Annotated in this window: 15 protein-coding genes, 2 tRNA genes and 3 rRNA genes; 19 read left to right on the plus strand and 1 reads right to left on the minus strand. The window is 46.3% G+C overall.

Features of this window, described 5'->3' with window-relative positions; all coding sequences use genetic code 11:
- Nucleotides 1–26: 26 nt before the first annotated feature.
- The 16 genes from FSB76_RS27540 (at nt 27) to rrf (ending at nt 17,493) form a co-directional block, all read left to right on the plus strand.
- Nucleotides 27–1,004, plus strand: a complete 978-nt coding sequence (locus tag FSB76_RS27540; RefSeq protein ID WP_147059206.1) for an electron transfer flavoprotein subunit alpha/FixB family protein — start codon at nt 27–29, stop codon at nt 1,002–1,004.
- 12 nt (nt 1,005–1,016) lie between these two features.
- Nucleotides 1,017–1,466 (plus strand): acyl-CoA thioesterase, encoded by a 450-nt coding sequence (locus FSB76_RS27545; protein WP_147059208.1) that lies wholly within the window; start codon nt 1,017–1,019, stop codon nt 1,464–1,466.
- A gap of 400 nt (nt 1,467–1,866) precedes the next feature.
- Nucleotides 1,867–2,130, plus strand: coding sequence for an acyl-CoA-binding protein (locus FSB76_RS27550; protein ID WP_147059210.1), 264 nt, complete (start codon nt 1,867–1,869; stop codon nt 2,128–2,130).
- A gap of 399 nt (nt 2,131–2,529) precedes the next feature.
- Nucleotides 2,530–2,982 carry a DUF2147 domain-containing protein gene (locus FSB76_RS27555; protein ID WP_147059212.1) on the plus strand — a complete coding sequence of 151 codons (453 nt, stop codon included), beginning with the start codon at nt 2,530–2,532 and terminating at the stop codon, nt 2,980–2,982.
- A 28-nt stretch (nt 2,983–3,010) separates the two neighbouring features.
- Nucleotides 3,011–5,392 (plus strand): 3-hydroxyacyl-CoA dehydrogenase/enoyl-CoA hydratase family protein, encoded by a 2,382-nt coding sequence (locus FSB76_RS27560; protein WP_147059214.1) that lies wholly within the window; start codon nt 3,011–3,013, stop codon nt 5,390–5,392.
- Nucleotides 5,393–5,420: 28 nt separating this feature from the next.
- Nucleotides 5,421–6,596 carry an acetyl-CoA C-acyltransferase gene (locus FSB76_RS27565; RefSeq protein WP_147059217.1) on the plus strand — a complete coding sequence of 392 codons (1,176 nt, stop codon included), beginning with the start codon at nt 5,421–5,423 and terminating at the stop codon, nt 6,594–6,596.
- A 32-nt stretch (nt 6,597–6,628) separates the two neighbouring features.
- Nucleotides 6,629–8,443 carry an AMP-dependent synthetase/ligase gene (locus FSB76_RS27570; protein ID WP_147059219.1) on the plus strand — a complete coding sequence of 605 codons (1,815 nt, stop codon included), beginning with the start codon at nt 6,629–6,631 and terminating at the stop codon, nt 8,441–8,443.
- 8 nt (nt 8,444–8,451) lie between these two features.
- Nucleotides 8,452–9,228, plus strand: a complete 777-nt coding sequence (locus tag FSB76_RS27575) for an enoyl-CoA hydratase/isomerase family protein (protein WP_147059220.1) — start codon at nt 8,452–8,454, stop codon at nt 9,226–9,228.
- 6 nt (nt 9,229–9,234) lie between these two features.
- Nucleotides 9,235–10,146, plus strand: a complete 912-nt coding sequence (locus FSB76_RS27580; protein ID WP_394349443.1) for an SDR family oxidoreductase — start codon at nt 9,235–9,237, stop codon at nt 10,144–10,146.
- Nucleotides 10,147–10,526: 380 nt separating this feature from the next.
- Complete coding sequence (locus tag FSB76_RS27585; protein WP_147059222.1) at nt 10,527–11,135, plus strand: porin family protein; 609 nt, start codon at nt 10,527–10,529, stop codon at nt 11,133–11,135.
- A gap of 539 nt (nt 11,136–11,674) precedes the next feature.
- Nucleotides 11,675–11,806, plus strand: coding sequence for a hypothetical protein (locus tag FSB76_RS32765; protein WP_262713490.1), 132 nt, complete (start codon nt 11,675–11,677; stop codon nt 11,804–11,806).
- A 184-nt stretch (nt 11,807–11,990) separates the two neighbouring features.
- A 16S ribosomal RNA gene (locus FSB76_RS27590) occupies nt 11,991–13,512 on the plus strand.
- A 292-nt stretch (nt 13,513–13,804) separates the two neighbouring features.
- Nucleotides 13,805–13,879, plus strand: a tRNA-Ile gene (locus FSB76_RS27595).
- 88 nt (nt 13,880–13,967) lie between these two features.
- A tRNA-Ala gene (locus tag FSB76_RS27600) sits at nt 13,968–14,044 on the plus strand.
- A gap of 261 nt (nt 14,045–14,305) precedes the next feature.
- Nucleotides 14,306–17,185: ribosomal RNA gene (locus tag FSB76_RS27605) — 23S ribosomal RNA — on the plus strand.
- 196 nt (nt 17,186–17,381) lie between these two features.
- Nucleotides 17,382–17,493, plus strand: a 5S ribosomal RNA gene (rrf, locus tag FSB76_RS27610).
- The 16S, 23S and 5S rRNA genes sit together here with 2 tRNA genes alongside, the layout of an rRNA operon.
- Nucleotides 17,494–17,865: 372 nt before the next feature.
- Here rrf and FSB76_RS27615 read toward each other — a convergent pair.
- A complete protein-coding gene (locus tag FSB76_RS27615; protein ID WP_147059224.1) occupies nt 17,866–18,537 on the minus strand; it encodes a hypothetical protein in 672 nt (223 codons plus the stop codon).
- A gap of 42 nt (nt 18,538–18,579) precedes the next feature.
- On the opposite strand from FSB76_RS27615, the gene FSB76_RS27620 reads away from it, so the two are divergent.
- From FSB76_RS27620 to FSB76_RS27630, 3 genes are all read left to right on the plus strand, one after another.
- Nucleotides 18,580–18,768 carry a hypothetical protein gene (locus tag FSB76_RS27620; protein WP_147059226.1) on the plus strand — a complete coding sequence of 63 codons (189 nt, stop codon included), beginning with the start codon at nt 18,580–18,582 and terminating at the stop codon, nt 18,766–18,768.
- Between the two features lie 1,033 nt (nt 18,769–19,801).
- Entirely contained in the window at nt 19,802–20,161 is a 360-nt protein-coding gene (locus tag FSB76_RS27625) for a hypothetical protein (protein ID WP_147059229.1), read from the plus strand.
- A gap of 67 nt (nt 20,162–20,228) precedes the next feature.
- The gene (locus FSB76_RS27630; protein WP_147059231.1) at nt 20,229–24,710 is read left to right on the plus strand and encodes a hypothetical protein; all 4,482 of its coding nucleotides are present in this window, start codon (nt 20,229–20,231) and stop codon (nt 24,708–24,710) included.
- Nucleotides 24,711–24,732: the final 22 nt, after the last annotated feature.

Raw genomic sequence — 24,732 nt, forward strand, 5'->3', positions numbered from 1 at the left:
TATTTCACCTTAAAAAACTTAAAAAAATGTCTGTAATTGTATTGATAGAACATACCGGGGGAACGATAAAAAAGAAAAATTTTGAGGCTGTACACTATGCAACGCAAATAGCTAAGCAAACGGGTACCACGGTAACTGCCCTTGTTTTAGGCGCCGTTGCCGCTGCCGAAATGGAAAGCCTTGGCCAATATGGCGCTCAAAAAGTTTTACATGTTGCTGATAGCCGTCTAGACGAGTTGCATGCGCGGGCTTACGCCGGCGCATTGATAGCTGCAGCGCAAAATGAAGGGAGTAAAATAATTGTAACGCTTCATGATATCGGTGGCAGGATGGTTGCCCCGCGGGTGGCCGTGAAATTAGGGGCCGGCTTGGTGGCGGGTGCATTGTCGTATCCCGATACCGAAAAAGGATTTGTGATTAAAAAAGCCGTATTCTCGGGCAAAGCTTTTGCCTATGTAAATATTTTAAGCGATGTAAAGGTAATTATGCTGATGCCGAATACTTTCCCGGCAACTAAAATTGAAGGGAGAGCAGCTATAGAGCAATTGGATGTAAGCTTTGGCGAAGGAGATTTTGGCGTAAAAGTGAAAGCCGTAAATAAAGTGACCGGCGAGGTGGCGCTTGCTGATGCCGAACTGGTTGTCTCCGGCGGCCGCGGAATGAAAGGGCCCGAAAACTGGGGCATACTGGAAGAGCTGGCAAAAGAACTGGGCGCTGCTACAGCCTGCTCGCGCCCGGTGGCCGATTCGCACTGGCGGCCACATCACGAGCATGTTGGCCAAACAGGCGGTACGGTGCGCCCCAATTTATATATAGCGGTGGGCATATCAGGCGCCATCCAGCACCTGGCGGGTGTTAACGGTTCAAAAATAATTGTGGTAATTAACAAAGATCCTGAAGCTCCTTTTTTTAAAGCTGCCAATTACGGTGTTGTGGGCGATGCCATGGAGATTTTGCCAAGGCTGACGGCCGCCGTCAGGAAGTTTAAGCAACAGCATAAATAAAACAATAAGGTTATGGAATTTTTTTATAAAGGCCAGGTATTATGGTCGCAAATAGATTCAAACCAGCACATGCGGCATTCCGCTTATGCCGATTTTGCAGCACAGGCACGTATAACCATGCTGGAAAACCTGGGTTTAAAACTCCCCAAACTTTATGAATATAAAATAGGCCCCGTATTGTTCAGAGAAGAATTGATTTACCTGCGCGAGATTGGAATTAATGACCTGATCCGGGTAAGCTGCGAACTTATCAGCTCGCGGCCCGACGGTTCCCGCTGGGCAATAAGGCACGAGTTGTACCGGGGCGATGGCGTTAAAGCCGCAATAGTAAATGCCGAAGGGGCCTGGATAGATATGGAAAAACGCAGGCTGGCCATATTACCCGCAGAACTAAGCCAGATGTTTATGAATGCCCCCCGGAGTAGTGATTATATTGAAGAACGCAAACCTGAAAGTGATTAAAATAAAAAAAATAATTTCCGCACTTTAAATTTGAAAAAATGGTCGATTCCGAATTTATATCGGGTGCGAAGCTAAAATCTCCCCTACAGGGCTATCGTGTGTACACATATCTTTTAGTAAAAAAAATGTCATTTCGATAGAGCCTGAAGGGGAAGGAGGGGGGCGCGAAAGAGAAATCTTTAACGATTTGCATCACAACCCGCCTGTCGGAATGCAGGGTGTCGAAGATTTCTCCTCACCCCCTGCTCGCCAGGCCCTTTCTGGTTCGCTCGAAATGACATTCGGTTTTATTAGTTGATAAGATTCAAAAGATATGTGTACACGATAGCCCGGAGGAAGGGATATAGAGGTGGCTCTTGTGGAAACTATTCCCACACATTTACAAATTAAAAATTTAACCATGACCGATTTAAAGAACACCTTTGAAAAAGCGGTTGCCGAAAGCAAACAACTGCCATCAAAACCGGATAACGAAACACTGTTAAGCTTATACAGTCTGTACAAACAGGCAACAGCAGGCGATATTGATACTCAAAATACTCCGGCGATGTTTGATTTTGTGGCCAAAGCAAAATATGATGCCTGGCTAAAACTGCAGGGTATGGCCGCCGATGTTGCAATGCAGCTATATATTAATTTGGTAGCAAGTCTGAAAGGCGGATAGCCTTAAGTCGGAAGTCCAAAGTCTGAAGTCTTGAGTCTTGAGTCTTGAGTCAAAAATGACAATCCAGACTTTGGACTTAAGACTTCAGACTTTGGACTTCCGACTTAATATTATTTAGTAGCGTAATTATCAAACAAAAGAGGCTAACTTTAATTTCCGAAATATTGACAAATGTTTCCGTCGTTTTAACCTTTGTTAAGCGCCGCATAAGCTGATATTTGTTATTATAAACCATCCCGTTAATTAGCGGGGCTAAATTATTTTAATCATTTTATAATTCTACCTGTTTCTTATTTAGAGATGGCTTCTGATGCCGGGATTACTGTTTTGTAAGTCTTAAAAGCATGGATATGCCTCAAAAAAAGAGATGGTTTTTTTGTAAAAATAATACCTGAAACAATGTCTGCATCAAAAAAACAACCTATCCGTTTTGCACTAACCCTGCTAACTCTGTTATCGGTAAGCGTATGCGTAAAAGCACAGGCAGACAGAATTGAGGGCATGTGGTATAACGATGTAAAAAGCGCCAAAATCCAGATCACAAAAGAAAACAATGGTAAGTTTTATGGCAAGGTAGTGTGGCTTAAAGAACCCCTTAAAAACGGCAAACCAAAAGTTGACGAAATGAACGTTGACGAAAAATTGCGCACACGGCCCCGGCTGGGCCTACCTGTATTGGCCGATTTTGAAAAAGACGGTGACGACAAGTATACAGGCGGCACCATTTATGATCCGCTAAACGGTAAAACATACTCCTGCAAAATAACCTATAAAGGCAAAACCTTAGATATCCGCGGCTATATCGGCATTTCGCTGTTTGGGCGTACCACCACCTGGTCGCGGGCCGAATAAATAAAATTTTAATAAACAAGCTTTACTGATGGATGCTAAACGAATTATAAAAAAAGTTGCAGTACTGGGGTCGGGAGTAATGGGTAGCCGCATAGCCTGCCATTTCGCAAATACCGGCGTACAGGTGCTGTTGCTTGATATTGTACCTAAAGATGCCCCGCCGGATGATAAAAAAGCCCGGAATAAAATTGTTAACGATGCGTTGGATTTTGCTTTGAAATCCAATCCGTCGCCCATTTATCTAAAATCATTTGCTAAACGTATCACCACCGGGAATTTTACCGACGATATGCCCAAAATTGCCGATTGCGATTGGGTTATCGAGGTAGTTGTTGAACGGCTTGACATTAAACGCCAGGTATTTGAAACAGTAGAAAAATACAGGAAACCCGGTACACTCATTACCTCAAACACCTCCGGAATCCCTATACATTTAATGGCCGAAGGCCGGAGCGATGATTTTAAAAAGCATTTTTGCGGCAGCCACTTTTTTAACCCGCCCCGGTATTTAAAACTATTGGAGATCATCCCCACAAAAGATACATCAGCAAACGTTGTTGACTTTTTAATGGACTATGGCAGCAAGTACCTGGGCAAAACCACCGTTTTGGCCAAAGATACCCCTGCATTTATAGGCAACCGCATTGGGGTGTTCAGCATCATGAGCGTGCTGCAATACGTAGAGAAAACCGGCATGACGGTGGAAGAAGTAGATAAGCTGACCGGGCCGGTAATAGGCCATCCTAAATCGGCAACGTTCCGCACCAATGATGTGGTGGGTTTAGATACCATGGTACACGTTGCCAACGGCCTTTATCAAAACGCCCCGGCTGATGAAGCCAGGGACTTATTTAAGGTGCCATCATTTGTAGATGGCATGGTAAAAAATAACTGGCTGGGCAGTAAAACGGGCCAGGGCTTTTATAAAAAGGAGAAAGTTGATGGCGTAAACCAGTTTTATGCCCTCGATTTAAAAACGCTGGAATATAAGCCTTCTCAAAAAGTAAAATTCGCCTCGCTGGAAACTACCAAAGCAATTGACAGTCTTCCGGCCCGCCTCAAAATCTTAATCGCTGCAAAAGATAAAGCCGGTGATTTTTACCGGGCAACGTTTTACGAGTTATTTGCATACGCCGGTAATCGTATTCCCGAAATAGCCGATGAGCTTTATAAAATAGATGCAGCCACAAAGGCCGGCTTTGGCTGGGAAATGGGCCCTTTTGAAAAATGGGACGCGCTGGGTGTTGAAGATACCGTAAAAGCTATGGAAGCAGCAGGCAATAAACCTGCCCAATGGGTATATGATATGCTTGCCGCCGGTGCAAAAAGCTTCTACAAAATTGAGAATGGTAAACGGTTGTATTACGATATTCCGGCAAAAGGCTACAAAACAATTCCGGGCACCGAAGGATTTATATTGCTGGATACCATCCGTGCTACAAATACCGTATGGAAAAACAGCGGAACCACCATTACCGATATTGGCGATGGTATATTAAACCTGGAGTTTCATACTAAAATGAATACCATAGGCGGCGAAGTAATTGAGGGCATTAACAAGGCTATTACCCTTGCCGAAACCAGCTACAAAGGCCTGGTAATGTCAAACGAAGGTGCCAATTTTAGTGCCGGGGCAAATGTAGGTATGATATTTATGATGGCTGTTGAGCAGGAGTTTGACGAGCTGAATGTGGTAGTGAAAACCTTCCAGAATACCATGATGCGGATCCGTTACTCATCTATCCCGGTTGTAATAGCGCCTCATCAGATGGCTTTGGGAGGTGGCTGCGAAATGTGTTTACATGCCGATAAAGTGGTAGCCCATGCCGAATTATATATGGGTTTGGTTGAATTTGGCGTTGGTTTGATACCCGGCGGCGGCGGAACAAAGGAATTTGCCCTGCGGCTTTCGGATGAGTTACAGGAAGGTGATGTTGAGCTGAATAATTTCCGCGACAGGTTTTTAACGATTGGCCAGGCAAAGGTATCTACATCGGCCTATGAGGCTTTTGAGTTTGGGTATCTTAAAAAGGGACGGGATGTGGTAGTAGTATCGCGCGACAGGTTGCTTGCCGAAGCAAAACAACAATGCCTGCAGATGGCAAATGAGGGATATGTGCAGCCTATTCCGCGCAGCGATATCAGGGTATTGGGCAAGCAGGCCCTTGGCCTTGGGTATGTGGGCGCCAATACCATGTACAGCGGCAACTACATTAGCGAACATGACGTAAAAATATCCCAGAAGCTGGCCTATGTGCTTTCGGGAGGCGATTTATCTCAGCCCTCGATAGTAAGCGAAGAGTATTTGCTGAACCTGGAGCGCGAAGCCTTTATTTCGCTTTGCGCCGAAAAGAAAACGCTTGAACGGATACAATCTATTTTAACAGGCGGAAAAGTGTTAAGGAACTAAGTTTTAATAAGTACAAAATCTCGATAAAATGAACGCATACATAGTGGCAGCCAGCCGCAGCGCTGTTGGAAAAGCTACCCGGGGTGGATTTAGGTTTACCCGGCCGGATACGCTTGCCGCAGATGTTATCAGGCAGTTAATGGCTTCGGTGCCTAATGTTGATAAGGAGCAGATAGACGATGTGATTGTGGGCAACGCAACCCCCGAGGCCGAGCAGGGCTTAAACGTAGCCAGGCTTATCTCGTTAATGGCATTGGATACCGATAAAGTACCCGGCATGACGGTAAATCGCTACTGCTCATCCGGCCTGGAAACTATCGCGATAGCTTCGGCAAAAATACACAGCGGCATTGCCGATTGCATTATTGCAGGCGGTGTAGAAAGCATGAGCCTGATTCCGATGGGCGGCTGGCGCATTGTGCCAAATGCCGATGTTGCCCTGGCGCATCCTGATTATTACTGGGGTATGGGCCTTACAGCGGAAGCCGTGGCAAAAGAATACAATGTTAGCCGCGAAGAGCAGGATCAATTTGCTTATAACTCCCACCAAAAAGCTATCAATGCCATCAAAACGGGTAAGTTTAAAGATGAAATAGCCCCGGTAAATATAGTAGAAACCTATATTGACGAAAGCGGGAAGAAAAAGAAAAGGGAGTTTAAGGTAGACGTGGATGAAGGGCCGCGTGCAGATACATCCATTGATGCGTTGGCCAAACTAAGGCCGGTTTTTGATGCAAAGGGGATGGTAACAGCCGGCAACTCATCGCAAACAAGTGATGGCGCAGCCTTTGTAATGGTGGTGAGCGAACGGTTTTTAAAAGCCAATAATCTTAACCCTATTGCAAGGCTGGTTAATTACGCTGTTGCGGGTGTGCCGCCACGTATTATGGGGATAGGGCCATTGGTAGCTATACCCAAAGTATTAAAAATGGCGGGGATGAAACAGCAGGATATTGATTTGATAGAATTGAATGAGGCATTTGCATCGCAGTCATTAGCTATTATTAAAGGGCTGGAGCTTGATCCCGACATCGTTAATGTAAATGGCGGTGCTATTGCATTGGGCCACCCGCTTGGCTGTACAGGGGCCAAACTTTCGGTTCAGCTTTTTAATGAACTAAAAAGGCGTGAAAAAAAATATGGTATTGTTACCATGTGTGTAGGCACCGGGCAAGGCGCAGCGGGTGTATTTGAATTACTATAAGGGGCAACCTTTATTAAAATAATTGTTGCAATATGGAACGCGCGACAAGGTTATTTGACTGCATAAACACCCAGGCCAAAGCGCCCAGGGCGAATTTTTTGAATGCGAAAGAGAGCGGTGCCTGGAAGGCGTACAGCACAAAAGAGGCGCATGATTTGATTTACCAGTTATCTGCTGCTTTGTTGGATCTGGGCGTGTCGGCCGGTGATGGCACTACCGAAGGTCGCGATAAAATTGGCCTGATCAGTAACGGCAGGCCCGAATGGGTAATAACCGACCTTGCAGTGCAGCAAACAGGTGCCGTATTGGTTCCGTTATATCCTAATACAGGCACCAGGGATATTGAGCAGATATTAAACGAGGCCGAAGTTAAATATGTATTTGTAAGCAGTAAAGATTTGTGCGATAAGGTTAAAGAGGTACATCTAAATATCCCATCGCTAAAAGGCATCTTTACTTTCGATCATATAGATGAATGCACGCATTGGGGCACATTGCTTAAGCCTTTAAAAGAAGGCCGGCTGCAACAAATAAAGCAAATAAGCAATCAGATCACCGAAAATGATATCGCAACCATTATTTATACTTCGGGTACTACAGGCCGCCCAAAAGGGGTAATGCTTACCCATAAAAACATCATGAGCAATGCCGCAGCATCTGGCGATGTGCTTTCCCGGATACCACTGAAAGAAAAATGTGTTTTGAGCTTTTTGCCCCTTAACCACATTTTCGAAAAAATGTGTACCTATGTTTATCTCTTCAATGGTTTTTCTATTTACTATGCCGAGAATATGGATACCATTGGCGCGAATTTGAAAGAGGTAAAACCTTCTCTTTTTACAGCCGTTCCGCGTTTGCTCGAAAAAGTGTTTGAAAAAATTATGGTCGAGGGTCAGAAACTTACCGGCATTAAAAGGAAGATCTTTTTTTGGGCGGTAAAAGTGGCCGAAGCGTATGAAATTAATGACAGCAGCCTGGGGTACAAAATTAAACTCGCCGTAGCCGATAAACTGGTGTTCAGCAAATGGCGCAACGCTATAGGCGGCAATATAAAATCGATAGTGGTTGGCAGCTCGGCCTGTCCTATTAAGCTCGAGAGGATTTTCACCGCAGCCGGCATCGTTATATTGGAGGGCTATGGGCTTACAGAAACTTCGCCCGTAATTGCTGTTAACCGTTATGAAAAAAGCGGCAGAAAATTTGGAACAGTAGGCCCTTTGCTGGGCGGTGTGGAGGCTAAGATAGCTGCCGACGGCGAAATCCTTTGCAAAGGCCCCAACGTTATGGCCGGATATTATAAAAACCCCGAACTTACGGCTGAAGTGATAGAAGACGAATGGTTTCATACCGGCGACATCGGCGAACTGGACAAGGATTCCTTCCTGAAAATAACCGATCGTAAAAAAGAGATCTTTAAAACATCCGGCGGCAAATATGTAGCGCCATTACCCATCGAGAATAAAATGAAAGAAAATTATTTTATTGAGCAGATGATGGTGTGTGGCTCGGAGAGAAAATTTGTTTCGGCATTGATTGTACCTTCTTACACCCATTTAAAACCCTGGTGCAAGCAACACGAGATCCCGTTTTCATCCAACAGGGACCTGGTTAAAGATGCCAGGGTGATTGAATTATACCAATCAATTATTAATACCTATAACCCCGAGTTTAACCATGTTGAACAGGTAAAGAAAATAACCTTGCTTCCGGATGAATGGTCGATAGATAGCGGTGAGCTTACACCAACGGGGAAAATGAAACGGAAAATAATAGCCGAAAAGTATAAAGCCCAGATAGATAAAATGTATCCCAGCGAAGTGAGCGATAACCCAACCCTTGTAAACTGATTTAGCAGATGAGTACATTTCAAACAACAATACAAGACAGATTGGTAGTGATTACGCTTGATAGGGGGCGTTCAAATCCCATAAATCATCAGATGATTATAGAACTGACTGATTGTATACACAAACTCGAGAATGATGATAATGTGGGCGGGGTGATTTTAACGGGTAAAGAAGGTTTTTTTTCGTCGGGCATCGACCTGATTGAGGCTTATGATTATGATGAGGAGCAAAGCCGCGCGTTTTGGGTTGATTTTTTGGCCCTTCAAAACGCTTTGGCAGCTTTCAGGAAACCGATAGTTGCTGCTATAAGCGGCCATAGCCCCGCCGGGGGCTGCGTATTAGCCATTTGCTGCGATTACCGGGTAATGGCTGCCGGGTCGTTCATTATCGGGCTAAATGAAATCCCGGTAGGCATTATAGTACCCGATAGTGTTTTTAATTTGTATTCATTTTGGCTTGGCCAGCGCAAAGCGTACCAATATTTATTGGAGGGTAAACTGCTAAAAGTGGATGAAGCGCTGGAAGCCGGATTGATTGATGAAATTGCCGAACCGGATAGTTTAATGAAGGCCGCTGTAGCAAAGGTAACCGCCTATATGAAGCTTAACCCCGTTACCTGGAGCGAGAGTAAACTGAATTTACGTAAAGAGTTGATAGGCAAGTTAAAAGCCGATCAGGCCGAAACTTTAAATAAGATGCTGGAACAGTGGTGGGCACCCGCAACAAGGCAAGGCCTGCAAATGATGATCCGGAATTTAAAAGCAAAAAGTACAACCGCAAACTAATTGATGATGACAGATCCTTCAACTCCCGATAATGCTAAAGGCCCAACTCCCGCAATTGGCGGCGGTATGTTAAGGGACGATGCTCTGAAAGGTAAAACCATCATTATAACAGGTGGCGGCACCGGTTTGGGTAAGGCCATGGGCACTTACTTTTTGCAACTGGGCGCCAACCTGGTTATCACCAGCCGCAAGTTGGATGTGCTGCAACAAACGGCTGCCGAAATGAAATCGGCAACCGGGGGCAAGGTACTACCAATTGCCTGCGATGTACGAAAGTACGACGAAGTTGAAAAGATGCTGCAACAAGCCATTGCAACTTTTGGCAGGGTAGATGTATTGTTGAACAACGCGGCCGGTAATTTTATTTCGCCTACCGAGCGCTTGTCGGCAAATGCGTTCTCGGCAATCATTGATATCGTGTTAAAGGGCTCGGCCAATTGTTCGCTGGCCTTGGGCAAATATTGGATCAGCGAAAAACTACCCGGCAACATACTGAATATTATTACCACCTATGCTTTTACCGGTTCGGCTTATGTGGTACCCTCGGCCTGTGCCAAGGGTGGTGTGCTGGCCATGACCAGGTCACTGGCGGTAGAGTGGGGCAGGCATGGCATCAGGACAAACGCCATTGCGCCCGGCCCGTTTCCAACCAAAGGAGCCTGGGAACGGCTGCTTCCGGGAGACATGGCCCAAAAGTTTGATTTTAAAAACCGAGTACCCCTCAAGCGGGTAGGCGAGCACCAGGAGCTGGCCAACCTGGCCGCTTTCCTGGTGTCCGATTTTTCGGGTTACATTAATGGCGAGGTAATTACCATAGATGGCGGCGAGTGGCTGCAAGGCGCCGGCCAGTTCAGCGCACTCGAAATGATACCTCCCGGAATGTGGGATGATATTGAAAAGTCTACCCGCTCGGCATAGCCATCCATCAAAAACACAATTGATTTAACGTAAGCTAATTTTGACTATTAAGTAGAAATATCCGCCCGGATACTACAATGATTCGATTAGTCACTTACATATAGTGGTAACTTATATCATAAATAATGAAAGTTGACTAACTCAAACTGTAGTCTGTAATTGCATCAAGCACTCTGTTGCGGCTGACCAGGTCATGTACCAGCCTACTTTATAAATATCAGGACTTTTAGTTGAATCTTTTATAGCCCGCTTCCGGCCCAACTTTGCCCGCTTCGTTCACATTTTGCTGTAATGCCACCGCTTCGCTGCCCACCTTTGACCTAAATCAAGCAATAGGCCAGTAGGCAGTGCTCAAAAAAGTCAAAATAAAAGAACAATTTATGAAAAAGTTATTTTCAATGTTAGTGTTTTTGGTTGCGATATCAATCAAAGGTTTCAGTCAAACAACTTCCGAAAGTCAGAGTTTCGGTCAAAAGCTGATGAAAAAATTAGAGTTTGGCATTACTGCGGGAGGAAACTACAGTAATTTTACAAGCGCCAATTTTCCTACAGATCCATTACCTGGCTTTCATGCCGGATTTACGGTTGCCTATAAGTTTACAGATAATTTTATGGTTCAGGAAGAGTTTTTGTACTCTTTGCAAGGTGCCAAAGTTAAGGGCGGTACGCTCGGCACACAAGATATAAAGCTTTCCTATGCATCTGTCCCAATTCTTTTTAAATACCGTACTAACTCGGGTTTCTTTGTTGAAGCGGGCCCGCAGGCCAGTTTTAAAGTAAAAGAAGACCTCGGGGGCATAACCGATGCTAAATTTGCTAAAAAGATTGATTTTGGTATGGCAGGTGGTATTGGCTATCAATCTAAAATTGGTTTGGGTATTGGTGCCAGGTACGTTTATGGATTGCAAAAAGTGCAGGAAACACCGTCTCCTATTTTAGGCGACTTTAAGAATAACAGTATCCAGGCCAGTATTTTCTACGTTTTTTAATAGAATCCACCTTGAAATTTATATATAATAGTGAATGTCCCGGTTGCACAGCGCATCGGGGCATTTTTTTGTTATTCAAAAAACTTGGCAAAGAGTAAGTCGCCCGGGGCGAAACGGTTTTTAACGGCTAATTTATAAGCTAATGTGCGCCTGCAATAAGTTAGCCGGTGCATTTTTCGATTAATCCGCTAATTATAGCTATCCGATATGTTTTTTTTCTCTGATCAATAGCGAGTTAGAGTTTATTATTAAATAAATATTAAGAATGGTTTGCAGGAGTGTTAAAAATGGCTACCTTTGCAGCCCGCAAATAAGGAAGCGGAATTGTTCTTAGAAAGGTTATAGAGGCTGTTTTTCGGCGGGTAGGATAGAGAAGAAGATAAAGGAAAGAGGAAAACAAAAATACTTCAAATAAAATTTCGGAAATAGAAAAAGGTTGCTACCTTTGCAGCCCGCTACGAGGGACGAAAGTCAGGAGGAAACGGGTTCAAAACTTAGAAATTTCGCAAGAAAAAAAAGAAAAAATAAGTTTTGGAAAAATGAAAAAGGTTACTACCTTTGCAGACCCAAACGGAGGGTTGCTTTACGAAGCAAAAGAAGTTAAAAAAGCCGGAGCGATTCTGGTAATAGAAATGACAAATCACACAAGGCAACTTGTAAAGATTATATAGCGGATTCGGATGATGAAGCGGAAAAGTTCTTTTAAGAAATAGAAAATCATGTAGTGTAACAACTCAAACAAACGCAAGTAAGTAAGAGGAGTTATGATAACAAAATTTAGATACTGTATAAAGATATAATGATTATACAGATTCTATTATTAATAATAGGGTCAGTGAACAAACGAGACATTTTACAATGGAGAGTTTGATCCTGGCTCAGGATGAACGCTAGCGGCAGGCCTAATACATGCAAGTCGGACGGGATAGGAGAGCTTGCTTTCCTTGAGAGTGGCGCACGGGTGCGTAACACGTATGTAACCTACCTTGTTCAGGGGGATAGCCTCTCGAAAGAGAGATTAAGACCGCATAACATTAAGTTGTGGCATCGCAATTTAATCAAATATTTATAGGAACAAGATGGGCATGCGGAACATTAGCTAGTTGGTAAGGTAACGGCTTACCAAGGCTACGATGTTTAGGGGATCTGAGAGGATGACCCCCCACACTGGTACTGAGACACGGACCAGACTCCTACGGGAGGCAGCAGTAAGGAATATTGGTCAATGGGCGGAAGCCTGAACCAGCCATGCCGCGTGCAGGAAGACGGCCCTACGGGTTGTAAACTGCTTTTGTACGGGAATAAACCTCGATACGTGTATCGAGCTGAATGTACTGTAAGAATAAGGATCGGCTAACTCCGTGCCAGCAGCCGCGGTAATACGGAGGATCCAAGCGTTATCCGGATTTATTGGGTTTAAAGGGTGCGTAGGTGGCTTATTAAGTCAGGGGTGAAAGACGGTAGCTTAACTATCGCAGTGCCTTTGATACTGATGAGCTTGAATGAACTAGAGGTAGGCGGAATGTGACAAGTAGCGGTGAAATGCATAGATATGTCACAGAACACCAATTGCGAAGGCAGCTTACTATGGTTTGATTGACACTGAGGCACGAAAGCGTGGGGATCAAACAGGATTAGATACCCTGGTAGTCCACGCCCTAAACGATGAATACTCGATGTTGGCGATATACGGTCAGCGTCTAAGCGAAAGCGTTAAGTATTCCACCTGGGGAGTACGCCCGCAAGGGTGAAACTCAAAGGAATTGACGGGGGCCCGCACAAGCGGAGGAGCATGTGGTTTAATTCGATGATACGCGAGGAACCTTACCCGGGCTTGAAAGTTAGTGAATTGAGCAGAGACGCTCAAGTCCTTCGGGACACGAAACTAGGTGCTGCATGGCTGTCGTCAGCTCGTGCCGTGAGGTGTTGGGTTAAGTCCCGCAACGAGCGCAACCCCTATGTTTAGTTGCCAGCACGTTAAGGTGGGGACTCTAAACAGACTGCCTATGCAAATAGAGAGGAAGGAGGGGACGACGTCAAGTCATCATGGCCCTTACGTCCGGGGCTACACACGTGCTACAATGGATGGTACAGAGGGCAGCTACCTGGCAACAGGATGCCAATCTCCAAAAGCCATTCACAGTTCGGATCGGGGTCTGCAACTCGACCCCGTGAAGTTGGATTCGCTAGTAATCGCGTATCAGCAATGACGCGGTGAATACGTTCCCGGGCCTTGTACACACCGCCCGTCAAGCCATGGAAGCTGGAAGTGCCTGAAGTGCGTAACCGCAAGGAGCGTCCTAGGGTAAAGTCGGTAACTGGGGCTAAGTCGTAACAAGGTAGCCGTACCGGAAGGTGTGGCTGGAATACCTCCTTTCTGGAGCAGTATCAATACATTAGTTATTGTACAAGTTACCTACATGATTATTTCTTAAAATTGGTTGATTGAGTTTGAATAGTTAGATTAAGTTGAATAGGTTATATACTATATATAATACAAAACAACAAATCACTAATTCACTAATTCAGTCATTCAATAATTAAACAAAAAAGGAAACCCAAAAGATGAAAGCCATTAGTGTGGCGATGATCAAAAGGTGATACGAGATTGAAAGAAATCGGGAATAGGAGAATCACAAATCGTAAATCCGACGTCCGAAATCGCACCCAGTCCTGTAGCTCAGTTTGGTTAGAGCACTACACTGATAATGTAGGGGTCAGCAGTTCAAATCTGCTCGGGACTACAAGCAATTATTGAATTGTATAATTATAGAATTAATGAATAGAAGTATTCAATAATTCAGACAATCAATAATTCAATCATTCATCTAAGGGGGATTAGCTCAGCTGGCTAGAGCACCTGCCTTGCACGCAGGGGGTCAACGGTTCGAATCCGTTATTCTCCACCACACCCTCCGTTTTCCGAAAGGAATAGGATATAATGCAAATAAACCATTTAATACTTAAATGGAATAGGGGTAAAGTTCTTTGACATATTGGAAGAAGTAATAAAAAAGAGAAGACAACAGTATAGAGACGGTTGTTGGCTTTAAAGGATTACGAGGACAAAGGTAAAGAGGTAGCAATGCCAATGAACTAATGAACGAGTGAACCAATGAACGGCAACCATATCAAAAAGCATACATACCGGGCAAAAGGCGGTATAGTAGAAGAAAGTAAGAAAGGGTACACGGGGGATGCCTTGGCTCTCAGAGGCGATGAAAGACGTGATAAGCTGCGATAAGCTGCGGGGATCAGCAAATATGAATTGATCCGCAGATTTCTGAATGGGGAAACCTAATTAGTTGAAGACTAATTGCATAAATGCGCAAACCTGCTGAACTGAAACATCTAAGTAAGCAGAGGAAGAGAAAATAATAATGATTTCCTGAGTAGTGGCGAGCGAAAGGGAAGAAGCCCAAACCAATTATGTTACGGCATAATTGGGGTTGTAGGACCACAACATGAATATCAAACAAAACCGGAATGGGGTGGGAAACCCAGCCATAGAGCATGACAGCTGCGTACGGGTAATGGATGATAGGATAGTGGTATCCTGAGTACCGCGAGGTCGGAGACGCCTTGTGGGAATCTGCCGGCACCATCCGGTAAGGCTAAATACTCCTGAGAGACCGATAGTGAACCAGTACCGTGAGGGAAAGGTGAAAAGAACCCCGAACAGGGGAGTGAAATAGAACCTGAAACCGTGTACTTACAAGCGGTCGGAGCAGACTTGTTCTGTGACGGCGTGCCTTTTGCATAATGAGCCTACGAGTTACTCTTTCCTGGCAAGGTTAAGTGTTTAAGACACGGATCCGAAGCGAAAGCGAGTCTGAATAGGGCGTATAGTCAGGGGAGGTAGACGCGAAACCTTGTGATCTACCCATGGACAGGTTGAAGGTGCCGTAACAGGTACTGGAGGACCGAACCGATAAACGTTGAAAAGTTTCCGGATGATTTGTGGGTAGGGGTGAAAGGCTAATCAAACTGGGAAATAGCTCGTACTCCCCGAAATGTTTTTAGGAACAGCCTGGCGGTTGAGTTATAAAGAGGTAGAGCTACTAATTGGGTGCGGGGGAGTCAAATCCTACCAAATCCAGATAAACTCCGAATGCTTTATAATATACGCTGGAGTGAGGCTCTGGGTGCTAAGGTCCAGGGCCGAGAGGGAAAGAACCCAGACCATCAGCTAAGGTCCCCAAATTACTGCTAAGTTGAACTAACGAGGTCCGATTGCACAGACAGCTAGGATGTTGGCTTGGAAGCAGCCATTCATTTAAAGAGTGCGTAACAGCTCACTAGTCGAGCGATCGGGCATGGATAATAAACGGGCATCAAGCAGTATACCGAAGCTATGGATTTGCAGTAATGCATCTGGTAGGGGAGCATTCTATTATCCGGCGAAGCAGGAGGGACAACCGACTGTGGAGGGAATAGAAAAGCAAATGTAGGCATAAGTAACGATAAGGCGGGAGAGAAACCCGCCCACCGAAAGACTAAGGTTTCCTGATCAACGCTAATCGGATCAGGGTTAGTCGGGGCCTAAGGTGAAGCCGAAGGGCGTAGCCGATGGACAACTGGTTAATATTCCAGTACTTTTTATAACTGCGATGCGGTGACGGAGTAGTGACACTGACGCGAACTGACGGAATAGTTCGTTAAAGGCTGTAGGTATAGGTTTTGTAGTTAAGTACGCAAGACTTGCTGAAAGCTGATAGTACACCGAATCTTCGGACAAGGTGATAGTTCAGGTAATCAGACTTCCAAGAAAACCCGCTAAGCTTCAGGTTATAAAAACCCGTACCGTAAACCGACACAGGTAGTCGAGGAGAGAATCCTAAGGTGCTCGAGTGAATCATGGCTAAGGAACTCGGCAAAATGGCCCTGTAACTTCGGGAGAAGGGGCGCTTTCAGCAATGGAAGCCGCAGTGAAAAGGCCCAGGCGACTGTTTAACAAAAACACATGGCTATGCAAAATCGAAAGATGACGTATATGGCCTGACACCTGCCCGGTGCCGGAAGGTTAAGAGGGGATGTTAGTCGCAAGGCGAAGCATTGAATCGAAGCCCCGGTAAACGGCGGCCGTAACTATAACGGTCCTAAGGTAGCGAAATTCCTTGTCGGGTAAGTTCCGACCTGCACGAATGGTGTAACGATCTGGGCGCTGTCTCAGCCATGAGCTCGGTGAAATTGTGGTATCGGTGAAGACGCCGGTTACCCGCAACGGGACGGAAAGACCCCATGCACCTTCACTACAACTTAACATTGATATCGGATACAGGATGTGTAGGATAGGTGGGAGACTGTGATCCAGCTTCGCTAGGAGTTGGTTAGTCAACGTTGAAATACCACCCTTTCTGTATTTGGTGTCTAACTCTGCACTGCGGAGGACATTGTTTGGCGGGTAGTTTGACTGGGGTGGTCGCCTCCAAAAAGGTAACGGAGGCTTTCAAAGGTAAGCTCAGTACGCTTGGTAACCGTACGTGGAGTGCAATAGCATAAGCTTGCTTGACTGTGAGGCAGACAAGCCGAGCAGGGTCGAAAGACGGATATAGTGATCCGGTGGTTCTGCATGGAAGGGCCATCGCTCAAAGGATAAAAGGTACGCTGGGGATAACAGGCTGATCTCCCCCAAGAGCTCATATCGACGGGGAGGTTTGGCACCTCGATGTCGGCTCGTCACATCCTGGGGCTGGAGAAGGTCCCAAGGGTTGAGCTGTTCGCTCATTAAAGTGGCACGCGAGCTGGGTTCAGAACGTCGCGAGACAGTTCGGTCCCTATCTGTTGTGGGCGCAGGAAGTTTGAGTGGGGCTGACCTTAGTACGAGAGGACCGGGTTGGACTAACCTCTGGTGAATCTGTTATGGCGCCAGCTGTATTGCAGAGTAGCTACGTTGGGAATAGATAAGCGCTGAAAGCATCTAAGTGCGAAACTAGCCACAAGATGAGACTTCCATTGAGGGTCGTAGCAGACTACTACGTTGATAGGTCATAGGTATAAAGGTGGTGACATCATAGCCGAGTGATACTAATTGCCCGAAGCTTTCTCATAGCAGGTAATAATAGGTTATACGTAAAACGTTTGACGTGGTACGTATAACCGAACAATACAATATTGTTGTTTTCTCTGATTTACTTACTTCTTTCAATAATATGTCATAGATATGAGATATTAGATGTGAGATATGAGATAAAGACGCAAGTCAATCTCAATACTCAAATCTCAATACTCAAATCTAAAAGAAATTCAGGTGCCTATATCGGCGGTGTCTACCTCTTCCCATTCCGAACAGAGAAGTCAAGCCCGCCAGAGCCGATGGTACTGCGGTAAAACGTGGGAGAGTAGGTCGGTGCCAAATCTTAAATCAAGCCCTTGCTGGAAACAGTCAAGGGCTTTTTTGTGTCCTGTTAGTTCATTGGTTCACTCGTTCATTAGTTCATTGGTGTTCGGTTTGCTACCATACCGTTCGGGTGTTCGGGGGCGAACATTTACTTTGCTTGCAATCAGTAGTTTAGGTGTTCGGCAGGCTCTGATCCGGGTATGAAACCGACCTCCCTCAATATCCAAATCCTCTATTTGGGCGATAAACCCCGGCTTTGCTGAAATCCGCTTACAAAAAGTATACGTTTGTGGTAAAAAGATGTACTTTTTGCATATGTTATTGGTATTAATAGGTAATAAATATGCTAAAAGGTACAACACGTATAATAGTCGGTAGTTGAAAAATTACTTATAGTAAGGACTTATCGGCAACCCAATTTCGCAGCAGATTTTTGTTGGCTGTCAGGCCGCCAATCATGAAAAATTTATTGCTGCTTAGTGCCGGCGATGTGTCTGTTTTTTCGCGCACTACTCCTTCCTTGTTGATATAGCTGGAATGCAAAAAGTAGCAACCGGTAGTGGTTTTAACAATATAGCCGGTATGGAAATCAAGGCCAACAATGAAAACCGAGTTAACCGGCTGCCTGGCCAGGTAGCTATTCAGTTTAGCAAGGCTATTAAATGATTCAATGCCCACGCAGAGCTTTTTGATCATGTCGCCGGAGCGTACTTCGGCAAGGCCGACGCGGTCGAGCTTAAAACCGAGGTCTGTTAAGGTATTGGTGATAAAATACCCGCAGGCAATACTTCCTGTTTTGGGTTGTTGGGTAGTTCCATGAAATTCCCAGGGGGTACCCGCCCAATAGTTATAAATATCCTCATCTATCAGTTTGAACAAATAATTGCCAATATCTTTTGCCGGGTGGTTAACCAGCAGGCTTTTATGGTCAATTACATTTTTTTTAAAGGCGGTATAATCAACTTTGTTATTAACGGTTAATTGCGCGTTTTTATAATTGCCATTGCCAAATGCTGTAACAACAATCCAGGTGTAAATTGAAATTAATTGTGCAAGGTGCATAAATTGCCACGCATGAGAATGCGCTGTAACTAAGGTACATAAATGCTTTCAATTCTGCATCGCCACCCGCCGGTATTTGCAACACGAATGTTTGCGGGCGACCTCCGCAGCGTTTCGACGCACTTTTACACCTTGCCGGCGTCCGGTTATGTCGGGGAGGCATTATCGCCGTTTTTGCGCGGGTTTTATGCGGTTACCTGGATAGTGGCAGGCCTTTGCTTTGCTACATAGGTTGTTGGCTGCAAAATCAGCAGATGAAATAGCACCCGATTTAAATGGAGGGCAACCCGTTCCAATTACTTTTGCCCCAAAGCCTGGTCATCCTATAAAAAAACTCCACCACTCAAAAAAATCTCACATCTCAAATCTACTCCGGGCGTTTCCCCGTTGGTAGAAACGGGGCCGGGCTTTCCATTCATACGCCTGCAGGCATTACGCGCAGGCCGGTACCCATTGCAATCCCTAACGCGAACGCCGGAAACCTTAGGCTTCAATGCTCTACGAAAATAAGACGATCTGCATGCGTACACATTCCAATGTTATCGGGGCGGCAGTCGGAATACTTACCTCCGGAAGGCGTAACTTAATCATATCGGCCATAGGTTTACATGCTAAAACGGTTTATAAGTTGCCCACCCATTTGGCGGCGCAGGCCTGTTGCGCGTGCAAACGCCTATAAAGTGGGTTAACATAACTTAACACATTTCGAAAATGTTTTTTATAAATATTTGATAATCAATTATTTGTATTTTATCATGGTTAACACTAAACTGATCGTGCAGTTTAGAAGCATCCAATATTTGTGCATGTCATCGGGGGAGCTAATACGTTTTAGCGCAGGTGTTGAGTAAAGATTTGAGCATTGGCTCACCTGTGTTATGAATGGTATTTGTTTAAAGGAAGTCACAAGTGACGCTCACACATGTAGCAGCACAACACTGCGCCAAAGGGGGTAAAATTAAAAATCTTGCTATCCGCTACTAACTACTTGCAACTACTGACAAAGTAGTGTCACCATTATATTCAGCCGCCTGCTGTAAATTTGTAGTGTCCGGTTCAGGGATTTGTAGTTTAGCATCTAATGTTGCTGTTCATCCCCCAAAACGTGCAGGCGGCGCGGACCGTTAACGAAGTTAACCCATCCAACCAAACGCATCGTCTACCCCGTGTTTTAACGGGGCGCTACCAGGTGAAAATACCTGTTGCAAAATAATTTGATTGTTATTAACTTAAACCCCGAAACTATTGATACCCCGATAACTAAATGAAACCAAGAATCCTTATCACCGCCGTATTATGCGGCTGCTTTGCCTTTTGCTTTGTGAGCGCGACCAACTTAAGCGGCAAATGGACCGGCTCCCTTCGCCAGGCCGACAGCACCGCCTACCCATTAACCTATAATTTTACGCTCATCGGCGATTCCGTAGCTGGTACGGCTAAAAGCCCGCTTGGAGAGTTCCCGATTGACCAGGGCAAGCTGGATACCGCGGGGCTGCACTTTAAAGTTACCGTTAACGGGCTCGACGTGTACCACAACGGTATCGTCTACGCCGATTCTATCGGTATGAACATCAGCCTGAATGGTTCGGTGGTACATTGCACGCTTAACCGGGCTGGAAATTAAACAGGAGCTTTCATCATCATTCTTAAAATCCGCTGCTTTTAAAGATCCCACTTTTTTATTTTCATATATGAACCCTATCCTTAGAAACTTACTGCTTTTCTGCATTTTTATTGTGCCGTTTAAAACCTCGCTTGCCCAGGCTCCGACACTGGCCAAGGTAGTGCCACCGTCGCCCAATATGCAGGCCTTCCAGAAATACGGGAATATTCCCATAAGCAATTATACGGGCCTGCCCAATATCAGTATCCCGGTTTATACCATCAAGTTCAGGGATATCAGCTATCCTATCTCACTCAGCTACCATGCCTCGGGCATTAAAGTGGCCGAGGAAGCCAGCCAGGTAGGATTAGGCTGGGCGTTAAATGCATTAAGCTCCATTTCACGCAATGTCATCGGCGACGATGATTTTAACGGTTCCGTGTACTTTCACAGTACATTTAATAATCTCCCCGACTTTTCCGGTGGCCAGGGGCCGCGGGATGTCATCAGCCACGGCACCATCCTGAACCTGTTTAACAAGAACCAGTCGCCGACGATGTTTACCAAAGACCTTACAGCTGAGTTTAACAATGCGCCTCCGTATGATTTTCAGCCCGACCAGTATAACTATTCCCTTAACGGGCGTTCGGGCAAGTTTGTGCTGAACAGGGACTACCAGGCGATCATCGAGCGGCAGGAAAAACTACAGATTACTACAGTAACCGGCGGTGCCAGCTGGAAGATCGTATCGGACGACGGGTTTATATATGACTTTACGGCTTACGAAACCTACCACGATGAGGGAGGCGACCATAAATCGGCATGGTACCTTACTAAGATTACCTCGCCCGCCGGCAACAGTATCACGTTTAACTACACAACGGTGAACCGTACGGTAAAAACAATAGGCGGCTGGTCAGAAACCTGGGACTATTATGACCCGGCGGTAATCAGCGGCTTCAGCGACCAGCCCTATTTCCAGACGCACAATACGGGCCACCAGAGCGGAGCCGCACCGGGCAAGGAATATACGTTGCTGGTGCTGGATAATATCGATTTCAATGCCGGCGTGGTTAAATTCAACTATTCGGACCGCGACGACCTGGTGGATGACAAGAAGCTGGATAATATATCTGTTTATACCAAAAACGCCGCAGGGGTAGTAAGCACCACGCCCTTAAAAACAATAACAATGACGTACGGCTATTTTGACCATGGCGATACGGATGACGACGCCGGAACCGGGAATGCCAACACCGCCAAGCGGCTGAAGCTGGTAAACGTACAGCAAACCGGTTATTACGGCGGAACGGCCGTTAGCGAAAACCCTTATACCTTCACGTATAACGAATCAAATTACCTGCCCTCCAAAGGCTCTTTCGCACGCGACCATTGGGGTTATTATAACGGCATTACCAATACGTCTACCCTGATACCCAGCGTGATCCCGCTGAGCTCTCCGGACCCGATCACGGCTTATATGGGGCTTCCGGGCCCGGAACGGGAGCCCAACGCCACCCTGGTGGGTACCTACGCGCTGTCCAGTATTCAGTACCCTACGGGCGGGACAACGGAGTTCCAGTTTGAGGCTAATGACTTTGACGAGCAGCAATCGAGGGTGAACGATTTCAGCTATTTTAACAAAACCTTTACCGTGCAATCCAAATCGGTGACGCTGAACTACGACAACCAGGTAGGGCAAAAGGTGACACCGTCGGATACGCTGGATATCTCGGACGAGTATATGTACGTACCCAACCCGCTGCAACCGAGCGCCAATAGCACGGTTTCGGTACGGATTGTGATCCGCTTTTCGGACCTCAGCGCCTGTACCAACATGCCAAATCCGTTCCCGACCACGGATAAGCTGACATTTGATTTTTATGACGTGACGGGCACTACGCTGATGTTTCATAAGGACGCCTCCTACTTTCCGACCTGTTCTGGTGGCGGTACGGATAACTGCATGACCTGCAGCGGCCCTGCCTTTACTTATAACATGAATAACCTGACGCTGCCGCCCGCAAAGTATAAGCTGAAAGTGCATGTTGATCCATCCTTTTCGGCCATCCAGGACATTCACTTCACGTTTACGTATTATACGCAAACCGGCTCACAGAATTCAGGCGCGGTGGCGGGCAATTCAACATACACCACCGGCGGTGGGCTGCGTATTAAAAGGATCATAGATCACGATGCGGCCAATCCGGCGAATATTAATGTTAAAAAATTCAACTACCATTACTTTGCCAATAAGGATGGCTCGGGTACCAAGGAGTATACATATGGCAGGCGGATGTCGCATCCGGTTTATACTAATTTTACATTTTCGTATGATACCCAGGTGAGGCATTATGGTTCTCTGACCATCCCTACACCTACGCTGGGCACGCACATGATGCGCTCGGCCGACAGTAATATCCCGCTGAACGGATCGGCCGGTGGCGCAGTGGTAGGGTACGACCAGGTAGAGGTGCTGGAAGGAGAGAACGGGGAGAACGGCAAGACGGTTTACTCCTATGTTAACCAGCCCGATCACGTATCCGACTACAGCCAGTACAGCCTGCCCGTGCAGGCCCCCTTTGCGTCGAACGTGCCGGAGTTGGGGAACGGTAACCTGCTGTCGGAAGTAACCTATAAGAATGTTTCGGGGCAGTTTGTGAAAGTAAAGGAGTTGACGAATACTTATTACGAAACCCCGGCCATCCAGAATGATGTATACGGCCTGGAATGCCGGGTACCCACCGGGTATCATTTTGAGGATGGCGCACTGTCGACAGGCCTGCCGATAAGTCCGGATAACCGCGACATCGTGACCTATTTTTCGTTGCGGTCGAAATTCAGCTACCTGGGCCAAACCAATCAAAAGATCTACGATCCGCTGGATAATACCAATACCAAATATGCCGAAACCAACACCGTATATAATTACGACAACCCCCAGCACCTGCAACTCACCAGTGCAGTTACCAGCAACAGCAAGGGCGAAACAGTAACAACCTACAACAAGTACCCGCTGGATTACACCCTCACCGGAACGGTTACCGATTCGACAGCCCTGGGTATAAGCAAGCTGGTGGCAAAAAACCTGGTTAAACCGCTGATAGAAAAATATGTAAAAATAACTAACGCCGACGGCAGCAACGCGCGGGTAACCAATGCCTTGTTTACCAAGTACAAAACAACCATGCCTATGCCGGATGTGATGCAGATGGATAACAGCATTACCCCCATAACCGGTTTTACGCCGGCATCAATTACGGCCAGCGCCACGATAACAGACAGCCGTTATAAACCCTATGTGGTGTTTGACAACTACGATTCATGGGGAAACCTGGTGCAGCAGCATAAGTACCTGGGCGCCAACGATGCGTATATATGGGGCTATAACAAGCAATATCCCATAGCGCAGGCCAGCAACGCCAGATATAACGAGATCATGTTCAGCAGTTTTGATGAGCCGGTTGGCTGGGATGCCAACCTGACGGCTTACGACGCCGCATTTAAGCGTACCGGTTTGTCTTCGGGCAGGATAGACAATACCAATACTACGGAGGTTACTTCCCTGAACAGCAACTGGCTCACCATTTCGCAAACGGCAGCAAGAAAATATCATTATTCGGGCTGGGTATACAGCAACGGGCCAACGGCCGACCTGTATTTACTCATGAAGCGTGCCGGGGAAACGGGCTATACAACGTACGCCGACTTCGCGACAACAACGGTTACCGGTAGCTGGACGTATATAGAGAAAGATTACCTTGTACCGGCTGACGTAACGCAGATGACCCTAAGGGTTGATAACAACGGCGCACTGAACGGGGGAACCAAGGTATGGTTTGATGATGTGAGGCTGTACCCATCGGACGCGCAGATGAGTACTTATACCTACGAGCCGCTGGTAGGTATGACCAGCGCTACCGACGCCCGGAACATGACCACCTATTACGAATACGATGGACTGGCCAGGCTGCTGAACATCAGGGACCAGAACGGCAAGATACTGAAAAACTACAGCTATAACTATGTATCGCTGGCGCCGGTGTGGACAGATAACGGCACCACGATGTGCGTACAGTCGGGCGGCGCCAATACAGGCGAGCAGCAGAAGCAGCAGGCCGATACCAATCCCCTGAGCGTCACCTACAACCAGACCCGGTGGGTAAGCAACGGTACCAATACCACCGCGTGCCCCTTGCCTGCAACTGTTTATGTAAAGCAAACGGTAGGCAGCACCAGCGTAAGCAACGGGCTAACGTATAACACGCTGAAGTTTAATACCTACAGCGATGCCAATTGCACTGTTTTGGTAAACGCGCCGGTTACCCTTACGGTTAATTACAGCTATGTAACCAGCCGCTCGTATGCCGATGGGCGCACGCCAAACCCCGAGGTGACTACTACCAACGCCACGATTACCATAACGGCGGGCACCAACCAGGCAACCAGCGGATCGATCATCATTTCGGGCTGCTTCGGCACGGCGGATAAGCAGATCTGCTACACGCCCAGTACACAGATAACCGTACAGCCAGGCACCGGCTATATACCGGTAAACCCCGAGAACTAATAATTCCATCATGGTATAACCT

It is taken from the genome of Mucilaginibacter ginsenosidivorax, from assembly GCF_007971525.1.
Classification (GTDB): domain Bacteria; phylum Bacteroidota; class Bacteroidia; order Sphingobacteriales; family Sphingobacteriaceae; genus Mucilaginibacter; species Mucilaginibacter ginsenosidivorax.